The sequence below is a fragment of the Pseudomonas sp. GW821-FHT05H12 genome (assembly GCF_059419385.1).
Genome location: NZ_JBWKRS010000023.1, coordinates 97329 through 110909 on the forward strand (window position 1 = coordinate 97329; position 13581 = coordinate 110909).

General features: G+C 61.1%; 10 protein-coding genes and 1 riboswitch. Of the genes, 2 read left to right on the forward strand and 8 right to left on the reverse strand.

The window, feature by feature from the left end:
- Positions 1-9 precede the first annotated feature (9 nt).
- From AC07SU_RS20080 to metH, 4 genes are all read right to left on the reverse strand, one after another.
- Complete coding sequence (locus AC07SU_RS20080; protein WP_003235539.1) at positions 10-504, reverse strand: DUF934 domain-containing protein; 495 nt, start codon at positions 502-504, stop codon at positions 10-12.
- Positions 488-2146, reverse strand: coding sequence for a nitrite/sulfite reductase (locus tag AC07SU_RS20085; protein WP_178923056.1), 1659 nt, complete (start codon positions 2144-2146; stop codon positions 488-490). Before AC07SU_RS20085 ends, AC07SU_RS20080 begins: the two co-directional genes overlap by 17 nt.
- A gap of 462 nt (positions 2147-2608) precedes the next feature.
- Entirely contained in the window at positions 2609-2827 is a 219-nt protein-coding gene (locus tag AC07SU_RS20090) for a DUF2970 domain-containing protein (protein WP_176997793.1), read from the reverse strand.
- A 164-nt stretch (positions 2828-2991) separates the two neighbouring features.
- Positions 2992-6702: a methionine synthase gene (gene metH, locus AC07SU_RS20095; RefSeq protein ID WP_494998016.1), complete on the reverse strand. Its 3711-nt coding sequence runs from the start codon at positions 6700-6702 to the stop codon at positions 2992-2994.
- A gap of 166 nt (positions 6703-6868) precedes the next feature.
- Between metH and AC07SU_RS20100 the strand changes: the two genes are divergently transcribed.
- Together AC07SU_RS20100 and nfuA are read left to right on the forward strand one after the other, a co-directional pair.
- Positions 6869-9160: a fatty acid cis/trans isomerase gene (locus tag AC07SU_RS20100; RefSeq protein ID WP_494998017.1), complete on the forward strand. Its 2292-nt coding sequence runs from the start codon at positions 6869-6871 to the stop codon at positions 9158-9160.
- A gap of 949 nt (positions 9161-10109) precedes the next feature.
- Complete coding sequence (gene nfuA, locus AC07SU_RS20105) at positions 10110-10694, forward strand: Fe-S biogenesis protein NfuA (RefSeq protein WP_003190728.1); 585 nt, start codon at positions 10110-10112, stop codon at positions 10692-10694.
- 234 nt (positions 10695-10928) lie between these two features.
- Here the strand turns inward: nfuA and cobM are convergent, their stop codons facing one another.
- From cobM to AC07SU_RS20125, 4 genes are all read right to left on the reverse strand, one after another.
- Complete coding sequence (gene cobM / locus AC07SU_RS20110; protein ID WP_494998018.1) at positions 10929-11675, reverse strand: precorrin-4 C(11)-methyltransferase; 747 nt, start codon at positions 11673-11675, stop codon at positions 10929-10931.
- Positions 11676-11745: 70 nt separating this feature from the next.
- The gene (locus tag AC07SU_RS20115; RefSeq protein ID WP_494998019.1) at positions 11746-12138 is read right to left on the reverse strand and encodes a cobalamin biosynthesis protein; all 393 of its coding nucleotides are present in this window, start codon (positions 12136-12138) and stop codon (positions 11746-11748) included.
- Positions 12135-12839 carry a CbtA family protein gene (locus tag AC07SU_RS20120; protein WP_494998020.1) on the reverse strand — a complete coding sequence of 235 codons (705 nt, stop codon included), beginning with the start codon at positions 12837-12839 and terminating at the stop codon, positions 12135-12137. Before AC07SU_RS20120 ends, AC07SU_RS20115 begins: the two co-directional genes overlap by 4 nt.
- Before the next feature lie 11 nt (positions 12840-12850).
- Positions 12851-13039: a CbtB domain-containing protein gene (locus tag AC07SU_RS20125; RefSeq protein ID WP_494998021.1), complete on the reverse strand. Its 189-nt coding sequence runs from the start codon at positions 13037-13039 to the stop codon at positions 12851-12853.
- A 96-nt stretch (positions 13040-13135) separates the two neighbouring features.
- Positions 13136-13338, reverse strand: a riboswitch (cobalamin riboswitch).
- Positions 13339-13581: the final 243 nt, after the last annotated feature.

A 13581-nucleotide genomic window follows, 5' to 3' on the forward strand; every position in this document is an offset into this window, starting at 1 on the left:
CGCCAGGGTTCAGCGGCGGCGGAACAGCGGCAACGGTTCATCCGTTGCGGCCTGGTACGTCACCGAGAAGTCCTTGAGGCTTTCCAGCGCTTCGTACGGGTCTTTGTCGGCACGCAAGGCGAAGGCATCGAACCCGCAGCGGCGCAGGTAGAACAGCTGGTCGCGCAGCACGTCGCCAATCGCCCGCAGCTCGCCCTTGTAACCGTAGCGGTCACGCAGCAGGCGGGCGTTGGAGTAGTTGCGCCCGTCGGTGAAGGCCGGGAAGTTCAAGGCGATGACCTGGAAGTGTTCCACGTCGGCGCCGATCTCTTCGGCTTCTTCATCGGCGTCCAGCCACACACCCAGGCCGCCGTCGCGGGCCTTGAGGGCGTGACCGTGTTCGCGCCACAACGCCAACGGTACGATCAGGTCGTCGCAGTTGGAGATGCCGTCGAAGCTCGCGTCCTTGGGCAGCAGGTGCCAGGTTTCGTCGAGGACTTCGTTGTTCTTAATGATTCGCTGCATAGACGCGCTCCTTGAACAGGTCGATGCCGATGCGCTGGTAGGTGTCGATGAAACGCTCATCTTCGGTGCGCTGTTCGATGTACACGTCGATCAGCTTGCCGATCACCTCAGGCATGGCTTCCTGGGCGAAGGATGGGCCGAGGATCTTGCCCAGGCTCGCATCGCGGCTGGCGCTGCCACCCAGGGACACTTGGTAGAATTCTTCGCCTTTCTTGTCCACACCCAGGATGCCGATGTGGCCAACGTGGTGGTGACCACAGGCGTTCATGCAACCGGAGATGTTCAGGTCCAGCTCGCCGATGTCGAACAGGTAGTCCAGGTCGTCGAAACGGCGCTGGATCGACTCGGCAATCGGGATCGACTTGGCGTTGGCCAGGGAGCAGAAGTCGCCGCCCGGGCAGCAGATGATGTCGGTCAGCAGGCCGATGTTCGGCGTGGCAAAACCGCCTTCGCGCAGCTCGCCCCACAGGGTGAACAGTTGGCTCTGCTCAACGTCCGCGAGGATGATGTTCTGCTCGTGGGAGGTGCGCAGTTGGCCGAAGCTGTAGCGGTCGGCCAGGTCGGCGACGGCGTCCAGCTGCTTGTCGGTGATATCGCCTGGGGCAACACCGGTAGGCTTCAACGACAGGGTCACAGCCACGTAGCCCGGCTTCTTGTGCGCCAGGGTGTTGCGGCCACGCCAGCGGGCGAAACCCGGGTGCTCTTTATCGAGGGCTGCAAACTCGGCGTCCTGATTGGCCAGGGCCTTGTACTCAGGGTCGACGAAGTGCTTGGCCACACGGTGTACTTCGGCTTCGGTCAGGGTGGTCTGGCCGCCGCGCAGGTGTTCCATTTCAGCGTCGACTTTCTGGGCAAACACCTCAGGGGTCAGCGCCTTGACCAGGATCTTGATCCGGGCCTTGTACTTGTTGTCACGACGGCCATAGCGGTTGTAGACCCGCAGGATCGCGTCGAGGTAGCTCAACAGGTCCTGCCACGGCAGGAACTCGTTGATGAAAGCGCCCACCACCGGGGTACGACCGAGGCCGCCACCGACCAGTACGCGGAAGCCCAGTTCACCGGCTGCGTTGTACACCGGCTCCAGGCCGATATCGTGGACTTCGATGGCCGCACGGTCAGAGGTCGAACCATTGATGGCGATCTTGAACTTGCGCGGCAGGTAGGCGAATTCTGGGTGGAAGGTGGTCCATTGACGGACGATTTCGCACCAGGGGCGGGGGTCGATCAGCTCGTCGGCAGCAACGCCGGCGAATTGGTCGGTGGTCACGTTGCGCAGGCAGTTACCGCTGGTCTGAATGGCGTGCATCTGCACGGTGGCCAGTTCAGCCAGGATGTCCGGCACATCTTCCAGCGCCGGCCAGTTGAACTGTACGTTCTGGCGGGTACTGATGTGGGCATAGCCTTTGTCGTAGTCGCGGGCAATCTTGGCCATCATGCGCATCTGGCGCGAAGTCAGCTGGCCATAGGGCACGGCCACTCGCAGCATCGGCGCAAAGCGCTGAACATAAAGGCCATTTTGCAGGCGCAGAGGGCGGAACTCTTCTTCGCTCAGTTCACCTGCCAGATAGCGTCGGGTCTGATCACGGAACTGCTTGACGCGGTCCTCGATGATGCGCTGATCGTATTCGTCGTATACGTACATATAGGTCCTGTTCTCGGCAAATCTGCGCGCACGGCCGCGCACTCCCAACGGAGCCGGCGCACGATACCAGTTTGCGTTTATGCGCAAAAGTGATGTTTGAGTATATGCAAATAACCAAATAGCCTATTGAGAACGGTTATCGCATTACCCACATTTGTCATGCGGGCAATCATCAACTTTACTGTCGTCGAGTCTTAGTGCAATCACCTACAAAACCGACAAGAGGCGATGCGATGAGCAATTCTACAAAAGCCCGTAAACCCGACAGTACCGTTGATGCCTGGGCCATTCTGTTCCTGATCATCCTGGTGGTGGGCACCGCGGTGTTCTGGGTCAGCCACCAGTAGCCATAGAGACGGCCCCCTGTAGGCGCTGGCTTGCCAGCGATAGCCTCACCTCGGTTGTCAGCCACACCGCAGTGATGCTATCGCTGGCAAGCCAGCTCCTACAGTCAGGTTGGATTTACACCCCGGCCAGGTGCAGCACCAGTTTGACGATGCCAAACAGTGTCAGCGCGAACACCACCGTGAACAGGATGCCCAGGATCACGAAGTGGCTGGGCTTGCCGTGGGTGAAATCGCGGGCGCGATTCTTGCCGCTCTGCACGCCAAAGGCGGCGGCCATGACGCTGTGGAGCATCTGCCAGAAGGTAGGCGGCTTGTTGTTGACTGGATCGTCCATACATCCCTCGCAAGACGGAGCCTGAAGGAAAGCATAGCTCAACCCCACACATGACCTGTAGGAGCCGGCTTGCCGGCGATGGCGATGTGTCAGTCGATACATTCTCAACTGGCGGATCGCTATCGCCGGCAAGCCGGCTCCTACAGGGTTGGTGTTGTGTCAGATCAGTTGTCGTAGCCCAGGTTCGGCGCCAGCCAGCGCTCAGTCACGGCCAGGTCCTGGCCTTTGCGCGCGGTGTAACTGGTGACCTGGTCCTTGTCGATCTTGCCCACGGCGAAGTATTGCGCCTGCGGATGGGCGAAGTACCAACCGCTGACGGCGGCGGCCGGGAACATGGCGTAGTGCTCGGTGAGGAACACACCGCTGCGGCCAGCTTCCATCTCCCGTGCTTGTGGATCGAGCAACTGGAACAAGGTGCCTTTCTCAGTGTGGTCCGGGCACGCCGGGTAGCCCGGGGCAGGGCGGATGCCGCTGTACTGCTCCTTGATCAGCGCTTCGTTGTCCAGTGCTTCGTCCTTGGCATAACCCCAGTAGTCTTTACGCACTTGCTGGTGCAGCCACTCGGCGCAGGCCTCGGCCAGGCGGTCGGCCAGGGCTTTGACCATGATCGAGTTGTAGTCGTCGCCCGCATCCTGGTAGGCCTTGGCCACTTCTTCGGCGCCGATGCCGGCGGTGGTGATGAACCCACCCACGTAGTCGGTCACGCCGCTGTCCTTGGGGGCCACGAAGTCGGCCAGGGAGAAGTTTGGCTTGCCGTCGGTCTTGATGATCTGCTGGCGCAGGTGATGCAGGGTCGCCAGGGGCTTGCCGTCTTCGCCGTAGACTTCCAGGTCGTCGTCCTGCACCTGGTTGGCTGGCCAGAAGCCGAACACTGCGCGGGCGCTGATGAGCTTTTCATCGATCAGCTTGGCGAGCATTTCCTGGGCGTCGGCATACAGCGCACGGGCCGCTTCACCGACCACTTCGTCGTCGAGGATGCGTGGGAATTTGCCCGCCAGGTCCCAGGAAATGAAGAACGGCGTCCAGTCGATGTATTCGGCCAGCACCTTGAGGTCGATATTGTCCAGCACCTTGGAACCGGTAAAGGTCGGTACCACCGGCGCGTAGGTGTTCCAGTCGAACTGTGGCTTCTTGGCGACGGCCGCCGCGTAGCTCAGGCGTTCGGTACGGGCGCTGCGGTTGGCGGTGCGCTCGCGCACTTCCACGTATTCCTCGCGGGTGCGTTCGACAAAACCGGCTTTCAGCTCCTTGGACAGCAACTGCGTGGCCACGCCCACCGCGCGGGAGGCGTCGGTGACGTAGACGACCGCATCATTGCTGTACTTGGGTTCGATCTTCACCGCAGTGTGCGCCTTGGAGGTGGTGGCACCCCCGATCATCAGCGGCAGGTGGAAGTCCTGGCGCTGCATCTCGCGGGCGACGTGCACCATTTCGTCCAGGGACGGCGTGATCAGGCCGGACAGCCCGATAATGTCGCACTTCTGCTCCTTGGCCACCTGCAGGATCTTCTCCGCCGGCACCATCACGCCCAGGTCGACGATGTCATAGCCGTTGCAACCGAGTACCACGCCGACAATGTTCTTGCCGATGTCGTGCACGTCGCCTTTGACCGTAGCCATCAGGATCTTGCCCTTGGCTTCTGGCTTGTCGCCTTTTTCCAGCTCGATGAACGGGATCAAGTGGGCCACGGCCTGTTTCATTACGCGGGCGGACTTCACCACTTGGGGCAGGAACATTTTGCCGGCGCCGAACAGGTCGCCGACGATGTTCATGCCGGACATCAGCGGGCCTTCGATCACTTCGATCGGGCGCGCGAACGACAGCCGCGATTCCTCGGTGTCTTCGACGATGTGGGTGGTGATGCCTTTGACCAGTGCGTGCTCCAGGCGCTTGTTCACGTCCCAGCCACGCCATTCCTCGGTCTCGGCTTCCTTGACGCTGCCGTCGCCCTTGTACTTGTCGGCGATGGCGAGCAGGGCGTCGGTGCCTTCCGGCGTGCGGTTGAGCACCACGTCTTCCACGGCGTCACGCAGCTCGGCCGGGATCTGGTCGTAGATCTCCAGTTGGCCGGCGTTGACGATACCCATGGTCAAGCCGTTGCGGATCGCATACAGCAGGAACACCGAGTGGATCGCCTCACGCACCGGGTTGTTGCCACGGAACGAGAACGACACGTTGGACACGCCACCGGAACTCAGTGCGTAGGGCAGTTCGTCACGGATGTAGGCGCACGCGTTGATGAAGTCGACGGCGTAGTTGTTGTGCTCTTCGATACCGGTGGCGACCGCGAAGATATTCGGGTCGAAGATGATGTCTTCCGGTGGGAAGCCCACTTCATTGACCAGGATGTCGTAGGAGCGTTTGCAGATCTCTTTCTTGCGCGCTTCGGTGTCGGCCTGGCCGGCTTCGTCGAACGCCATCACCACCACGGCGGCGCCGTAGCGCTTGCACAGCTTGGCGTGGTGAATGAACTGCTCCACGCCTTCCTTCATGCTGATGGAGTTGACGATGCCCTTGCCCTGGATGCACTTGAGGCCGGCTTCGATCACGTCCCACTTGGAGGAGTCGATCATGATCGGCACGCGGGAGATGTCCGGCTCGCCGGCGATCAGATTGAGGAAGGTCACCATGGCCTTCTTCGAATCGAGCATCCCTTCGTCCATGTTGATGTCGATCACCTGGGCGCCGGCTTCCACCTGCTGCAGTGCGACTTCGAGGGCTTCGGTGTAGTTGTCTTCACGGATCAGGCGGGCGAACTTGGCCGAGCCGGTGATGTTGGTACGCTCGCCGACGTTGACGAACAACGAGCTGCGATCAATGGTGAACGGCTCCAGGCCCGACAGGCGGCAGGCCTTTGGAATGTCCGGGATCACACGTGGCGCATAGCCGGCCACGGCCTTGGCGATGGCTTCGATATGGCCCGGCGTGGTGCCGCAGCAGCCGCCGACGATGTTGAGGAAGCCGCTCTGGGCAAACTCTTCGATGACCTTGGCGGTTTGCGATGGCAGTTCGTCGTACTCGCCGAACTCGTTGGGCAGGCCGGCGTTCGGGTGCGCGGAGACGTGGGTGTTGGCCTTGTTCGACAACTCTTCCAGGTACGGACGCAGCTCGCTGGCACCCAGGGCGCAGTTCAGGCCGACGGAAATCGGCTTGGCGTGGGCCACCGAGTTCCAGAACGCTTCGGTGGTCTGACCCGACAGGGTGCGGCCGGAGGCGTCGGTGATGGTGCCGCTGATCATGATCGGCAGTTCGATAGCCAGTTCTTCGAACACGCCCTGCACGGCGAAGATCGCGGCCTTGGCGTTGAGGGTGTCGAAAATGGTCTCGATCAGGATCAGGTCGGCGCCGCCTTCGATCAGGCCTTTGGTGGCCTCGGTGTAGTTCTCCACCAGTTCATCGAAGGTCACGTTGCGGTAGCCGGGGTTGTTCACATCCGGCGACAGCGAGCAGGTGCGGCTGGTCGGGCCGAGCACGCCGGCAACGAAACGCGGCTTGGCCGGGTTTTCTGCGGTCTTCGCGTCGGCGATCTTGCGCGCCAGGCGCGCGCCTTCTACGTTTAGCTCATAGGCCAGCTCTTCCATGCCGTAGTCGGCCATGGAAATGCGCGTGGCGTTGAAGGTGTTGGTTTCGAGGATGTCGGCGCCGGCATCCAGGTAGGCTTTCTCGATGCCGCCGATCACGTCCGGACGGGTGATCACCAGCAGGTCGTTGTTACCCTTGACGTCGCTCGGCCAGTCGGCGAAGCGTTTGCCACGGTAGTCATTTTCCTCAAGCTTGTAGCTCTGGATCATCGTGCCCATACCGCCGTCGAGGATCAGGATACGTTCCTTGAGGGCTTGATGAAGGGCTTGCAGACGAACGCTACGATCGGACATGGGACTACTCTGGTCAGGCATTTCGGAGGGCGTGAATCATAGCAAACCTGTGCCGATTTAGAGCATGCACAGTATTTGCATGAATATCGTTCATGTTGTTGGAGGGTGTGGCCCGGTAGAATCACCGGCAAATTTTAAGCGCACGCATTGAATCGGGACCGGATACATGTCACTTCGTCTTATCGTCAGCGCCGTGCTGTTGCTGATTGCCAGCAGCACCCAGGCACAAAGTCCCGCTCCGGCGATTTCCTATACCCGCGATATCCAGCCGATCTTCACCGAGAAATGCGTGGCCTGCCATGCCTGCTACGACTCCGCCTGCCAACTTAACCTGGGCAGTGCCGAGGGCGCGGCCCGAGGCGCGAGCAAAGTGCCGGTGTACGACGGTGAGCGCAGCCAGGCCACGCCGACAACGCGGTTGTTCTATGACGCCTTCGGCAAGCAAGCCTGGCAGCAAAAGGGCTTCTATTCGGTGCTGGATGCCCAGGGCAGCCAGGCGGCGCTGATGGCGCGCATGCTGGAGTTGGGGCACAACGCACCGCTGCAGCCCAACGCCAAACTGCCGGAAGACATCGTATTGGGCCTGAATCGCGAAAACATGTGCGCCATGCCCGGCGAGTTCAATGCCTACGCGGGGGCTCATCCCAAGGAAGGCATGCCGCTGGCGGTCACCGGCCTGACGGACCAGCAATACCAGACGTTGCAACGCTGGCTCGCTTCCGGTGCGCCGATCGATGAGCAAGGCCTGGCCCCCAGCGCCAAGGAAGCGCTGCAAGTGCAACAGTGGGAAAACCTGTTCAACCAGCCCGGCGCCCGGGAAAGCCTGGTGGCGCGCTGGTTGTTCGAGCATTTATTCCTGGCGCATATCTATTTCGAGAATGGCGAGCCGGGGCACTTCTTCCAGTGGGTGCGCTCGCGTACGCCCAGCGGCCAGCCGATTGACCTGATCGCCACCCGTCGCCCCAACGATGACCCGGGCACCCAGGTGTATTACCGCCTGTGGCCGGTGCAGGGCGTGATCGTGCACAAGACCCACATCACGTACCCGTTCAGTGCGCAGAAAATGGCGCGGATCAAAGAGCTGTTCTACGCCGGTAACTGGCAGGTCAATGCGCTGCCGGGCTATGGGCCAGGGCGCCGGGCCAATCCGTTCGAAACGTTCGAGGCCATCCCGGCCAAGGCGCGTTACCAGTTCATGCTGGATAACGCCGAATACTTTGTGCGTACCTTTATCCGCGGGCCGGTGTGCCGTGGGCAGATCGCCACCGACGTGATCCGTGACAACTTCTGGACGCTGTTCCAGGACCCGGACCACGACCTGTACATCACTGATGCGCGCTACCGCGGCCAGGCCACGCCGTTGCTGGCCATGCCCGGGCAGAATGACGACGTGGGCAGCGTGCTGAGTCTGTGGCTGTCGTATCGCGACAAGCGCAATCAATACGAAGCCCTGCGCCGCGACAGTTACGCCGATGTGCCGCCACCGAGCTGGTCGACCCTGTGGGCGGGCAACGACAATGCCTTGCTGACCATCTTCCGCCACTTTGACAGTGCGTCGGTGACCAAGGGCCTGATCGGCGAAGTGCCGCAGACGATGTGGCTGTTCGACTACCCGTTGCTGGAGCGCACCTATTACCAGTTGGCGGTGAACTTCGACGTGTTTGGCAATGTGTCGCACCAGGCCCAGACCCGTTTGTACTTTGATCTGATCCGCAACGGTGCCGAGCAGAACTTCCTGCGCCTGATGCCGGCCGACTCCCGCGACGGGTTCCTCGATGACTGGTACCAGAACAGCGGCAAACTCAAGATGTGGCTGGACTATGAGGCCATTGACGACGACAAGCCGACCGGTCTGCACCTGAATGAGAAAGACCCCAAACGTGATTTTGCCAACCAGTTGCTCAGTCGTTACGGCGACCTGAACGCCAGCCCGGACCCGATTAATCGCTGTGATGGAGCCTATTGCTCCCGCGACGGTATCGACCCGGCGTTGCAAGACGCCGAGCAAGCCTTGAGCCGCCTGACCTCGCGCCCGGCAGCGGGGCTTAAGGTCATTGACCAATTGCCTGAAGCGACGATGTTGCGTATCGAGACCGCCAGTGGCAAGCGTGTGGTTTACAGCATGCTGCGCAACCGTGCCCACAGTAATGTGGCGTTCCTGTTGGGTGAGGCTTATCGCTATCAGCCGGGGCTGGATACGGTGACTATTTATCCGGGGGTGTTGAGTAGCTATCCGAATTTCATGTTCAACATTCCGGCGCAGGAAGTGCCCGAGTTTGTGGCGCAGATGGAGCGGGCCAAGGATGCCAACCGGTTTGAAAAGATCGTTGATCGTTGGGGCGTGCGTCGTAGCCATCCGTTGTTTTGGCAGTATTTTCATGATTTGTCGCAGTACATTCGTGAGACTACGCCGGTGGAGGAGGGGGTGTTGGATATGAATCGGTATGAGAATTTGTGAGGGCTTTTGGGGGGCATATCCGGTATTTGGGTGATGGCTGATATGGGTTCCGCTCTTACAGCGGCTCACTTTTGAAGAGCGCAAAAGTAAGCAAAACGCTCTTGCCCCAACACTCGGTGCCTCGCCTAGGCTCGGCATGCCCGAACGAAGGCTTGAATCCGTGGGCCGCCGTCATGGGCCATCCTTGGCCCAGGACGGCTAACCCGGCGTCCTGCCGGGTTACCCACGAATTCAAGCCTGCGTTCGGCCAGCGTGTTTGACGGGGCGCCTAAGATCAAAATCAAAATCAAAAGCAAACGCGGCGGCCTTAGAGCCGACCGGTGGCGTTTGCCGACCGCATTCCCCTGTAGGAGCCGGCTTGCCGGCGATGCAGACACCTCGGTGAATCAGGTACACCGTGTTGATGCCATCGCAGGCAAGCCAGCTCCCACAGAAAAGGCGCGGTGTTCTGTCTGGTTTTTTTGCGTCATCGTTGACTACCATCGCCGGCAAGCCGGCTCCTACAGTGGTTTGCGTTTGCCGTTGCCTTTGCTCCACACCACTCAAGCCGGCTGTCAGGCCGCTGTGCTGTTGCTTTTGATTTTGATCTTAAGCGCCCCGTCAAACACGCTGGCCGGAATTCGGCAGGGATTTGGGGGGTAAACCGGCAGGGATGCCGGTTTAGCCGCCCCGCGCCATGGAGGGCGCGTGGCGGCGGCCCCCCAAATCACTGTCGGATTACGGGCACACCGAGCCTAGGCGAGGTGCCGAGTGTTGGGGCAAGAGCCTTTTGCTTACTTTTGGGCTCTATCAAAAGTGAGCCGCCGTAAGGGCGGAACCAATATCCGCCATCACCCAAATAACGGATATGCACACCATCCCAAAAAAACCTATCCCGACAAAAACACTAGGACTTTGTACCTGCGTAATATTTTGGCGTAAACTGCCGGCAAGCCTGTGAGGAGTTTCCATGACTGCCATAACCATTACCGACGCCGCCCACGATTACCTGGCTGACCTGCTGTCCAAGCAGAACACCCCGGGTATCGGCATCCGCGTCTTTATCACCCAGCCCGGCACCCAGTACGCCGAGACCTGCATTGCCTACTGCAAGCCGGGTGAAGAGAAGCCTGAAGACACCGCCCTGGGGCTGAAAAGCTTCACCGCGTATATCGATGCCTTCAGCGAAGCCTTCCTTGACGACGCCGTGGTCGACTACGCCACCGATCGCATGGGCGGCCAATTGACCATCAAGGCACCGAACGCCAAGGTGCCGAACGTCAACGCCGACAGCCCGGTCAACGAGCGCATCAACTACTACCTGCAAACCGAGATCAACCCGGGGCTCGCCAGCCACGGCGGTCAGGTCAGCCTGATCGACGTGGTCGATGATGGTATCGCGGTGTTGAAGTTCGGCGGCGGCTGCCAAGGCTGCGGCCAGGCGGACGTGACCTTGCGTGAAGGCATCGAGCGCACCTTGCTCGAGCGCATTCCAGAGCTCAAGGGCGTGCGCGACGTGACTGACCACACGCAGAAAGAAAACGCCTACTACTGAGTAAGGCGTTCGCTGCGAACAAAAAAACGGCGCCCCGTGAGCGCCGTTTTTTATGCCTTAAATTCAATGAGTTGCACTATCTATCTAACAAAACAAATCAACTGTGGGAGCTGGCTTGTCGGGTCGCCGCATCGCTGCGATAGCGTTACTTCAGCAGACAAATGTTTATCTGACATGCCGCCATCGCGGGCAAGCCCGGCTCCCACAGGGTTTTGCATAGCTCTCAGGATTTGATCAGGGGCGGTAGAGGTGAGCATGACCTGCGCGGTACAGCGAGGACTCGCTGAAGCTGTCACTGGCCAGCACCCGGCCCACCACAATCAGTGCCGTACGCCGAAAGCCCTTGGCGGCCACCTTCTCGGCAATGTCTGTCAAGGTGCCGACCGCCCAATCCTGATCCGGCCATGTCGCCCGGTGCACCACGGCAATCGGGCAGTCGGCGCCATAGTGTGGCAGCAGCTCGGCGACAATCTTGTCCAGGTGGTTTACCCCAAGGTGAATCGCCATGGTCGTGCCATGCTGCGCCAGGCTGTCGAAATCCTCGCCGGCCGGCATGCTGGTCTTGTCCGCATAGCGGGTCAGAATCACGCTCTGGGCGATGTCCGGAAGGGTCAACTCGGTTTCCAGCAACGCCGCACAGGCGGCCACTGCGGTAACGCCCGGGATGATCTGGAAAGGTATGCCCAACTCGCGCAAATGGCGGATCTGCTCGCCAATCGCCCCGTACAGGCTCGGGTCGCCGGAATGCACCCGCGCCACATCCTGGCCTTTGGCGTGGGCCGCCTTGATCAGGTCGATGATCTGCTCCAGGTGCAATTCGGCGCTGTTCACCACGGTTTCTGCCTGATGGCCTTCCAGCACCGCCGCGGGCACCAGCGAGCCGGCATAGATGATCACCGGGCAGCTGCGAATCAGCCGTTGGCCTTTGACGGTGATCAATTCCGGGTCGCCGGGGCCTGCGCCGATGAAGTAGACGGTCATGGGGAATTCCTGTCGAAAAACGGGCGAGCATGAAAATGGCTCATGATCGGGAGCGGCGATTATCGGGATTTTAGCCGGCGCACGCCAATGCAAAGGTGGCCTGGGCGGCTTTTTTGCGGGTGATCAGCAGTCGGGCAGGGGCGCCCGCGAGGTGTTCGGCCAGGGCCAGTGCGGCGCTTTCGGCGACGCCGTAACAGCCGGTATGGGCAAAGGCGACCTCGGACATGTGACTCAAACGCTCGGCATAAACCGCCAGTTGCTCTGCGTTGAAACAGTGCAGCGGCAGATCCAGTGCCTTGGCCATGGCCAGTATTCCCGGTTCATCCTTTTTCAGATCGATACTGGCCAGTGCGGTGATACTGCTGCGATCAACGCCCCCCTCCGCGAGGGCGCTGTCGAACAGACCCAGCAGGGCGTCAATCTCACAACCCCGTTGGCAACCCACCCCGACCACCAGGATCATGCGGCGTATTGATCGTCACGGTTGCGGCGGAACAGCCAGGCACTGATCAGTCCCAGCGCGAGCCAGAAGGCGACGTTGGTCAGTTGCGAGGCGATCTTGAACTGTGCTTCCAAGGCTTCCGGAGCCAGCATCGAGTGCACTTCCGGTTGTGGCGCGCCGATCACGTGGGGCACGGCCAAAATAGCGGCACCCAAGACTTTCAGCAGCCAGTTACGGCCAAACACCAACAGCGCGATACCGGCGGCGGTGGAGGCGGCGGTGCCGATCCACCAGATCTGCCGTTGCGCCAGATCGGCCGCGGCAGTGCCCGGCAGTTCAGGCGGCAGGCCCATGGTCGGCGCCAACACGAAGGTGGCGTAACCGGCCAGGCCCCACAGCAGTCCTTGTGCGGTGCGGGTTGGCGCACGCAGGGTGTAGAGACCGGCCAGCATCAGGGCGAAACCGACTGCTACGACCAGGTTGCCGCCGGTGGTCGACAGCACACGCTGCCAGCCATCTTCCGGCTCCCAGGCTTCGGCGTCATGGCTGTGGGCGGCGGCGCCTTCGGCGTGTTCGTGGGCCACTTCGGTGGCGGCCGGGGCGTTTTCGAAGGTTTCCGCCTGCAGAATCAACGGGGCGACCCAGAAGCTTTGCAGCAGGGTCAGCAGCAGGGCGGCCAGCAGGCCAGTAAATCCTGCGGTTTGCGCAATACGCTTGATCATGTCGGCAGGTCTCAGTGGCACGGGAACGCGGCGCTGTGGCGGGTATCGTGGGCTGCGTTGTGCACCGCCTCGATATGCGAGAAGCCGGCGAAATACACCAGGCACGCGCCGAGGATCGCCGCACCGATGGCGGCGGTCAGGCGTTGGCTGAGGGTGGTGGTGTTGCCTGTGGCGTGCGAGGTGCTGCTGATGATCGACATGGCGCGTCCCTTCAGGGTTTCAGGGTGACACGAGCGCATGAAAACCCCGCGAGCCGGGCACGCAGGGTTCGAACAGCGCCCGCCCACCGCGGGTTTGTTATCTGATTTTTTCGGGCCGGTCTCCGGGCTTGCGAGGGGCTGTTCGCCTTTGAAAGTGTCGCCTTCCCATGCGTGTGCACAGTGGATCTGACGCTTCGCTCGCTTACCGTTGCGGGGGCAGCACCGGACTTGCCATAGGGGTATGGCGTACCGGTTTCCCGTTTCACCCTTTGCAGGGCACCCGAAACAAGATGTGTAGGAGAGCATGGGGGGTTGGGGGGAGTCAAATTGGATCTGGGGGGATATCCGTTATTTGGGTAATGGCTGATATGGGTTCCGCCCTTACGGCGGGTCACTTTGGAAAAGAGCCCCAAAGTAACCAAAGGGCTCTTGCCCCAACACTCGGCACCTCGCTTAGGCTCGGTGTGCCCGAACGCAGGCTTGAATCCGTGGGCCGCCGCCACGCGCCATCCATGGCGCGGGGCGGCTAACCCGGCGTCCTG

What these genes read in the sequence shown, in the direction of transcription:
- AC07SU_RS20080 (WP_003235539.1), bottom strand. Translation starts at nt 504, where the DNA reads ATGCAGCGAATCATTAAGAACAACGAAGTCCTCGACGAAACCTGGCAC.
- AC07SU_RS20085 (WP_178923056.1), bottom strand. Translation starts at nt 2,146, where the DNA reads ATGTACGTATACGACGAATACGATCAGCGCATCATCGAGGACCGCGTC.
- AC07SU_RS20090 (WP_176997793.1), bottom strand. Translation starts at nt 2,827, where the DNA reads ATGGACGATCCAGTCAACAACAAGCCGCCTACCTTCTGGCAGATGCTC.
- metH (WP_494998016.1), bottom strand. Translation starts at nt 6,702, where the DNA reads ATGTCCGATCGTAGCGTTCGTCTGCAAGCCCTTCATCAAGCCCTCAAG.
- AC07SU_RS20100 (WP_494998017.1), top strand. Translation starts at nt 6,869, where the DNA reads ATGTCACTTCGTCTTATCGTCAGCGCCGTGCTGTTGCTGATTGCCAGC.
- nfuA (WP_003190728.1), top strand. Translation starts at nt 10,110, where the DNA reads ATGACTGCCATAACCATTACCGACGCCGCCCACGATTACCTGGCTGAC.
- cobM (WP_494998018.1), bottom strand. Translation starts at nt 11,675, where the DNA reads ATGACCGTCTACTTCATCGGCGCAGGCCCCGGCGACCCGGAATTGATC.
- AC07SU_RS20115 (WP_494998019.1), bottom strand. Translation starts at nt 12,138, where the DNA reads ATGATCCTGGTGGTCGGGGTGGGTTGCCAACGGGGTTGTGAGATTGAC.
- AC07SU_RS20120 (WP_494998020.1), bottom strand. Translation starts at nt 12,839, where the DNA reads ATGATCAAGCGTATTGCGCAAACCGCAGGATTTACTGGCCTGCTGGCC.
- AC07SU_RS20125 (WP_494998021.1), bottom strand. Translation starts at nt 13,039, where the DNA reads ATGTCGATCATCAGCAGCACCTCGCACGCCACAGGCAACACCACCACC.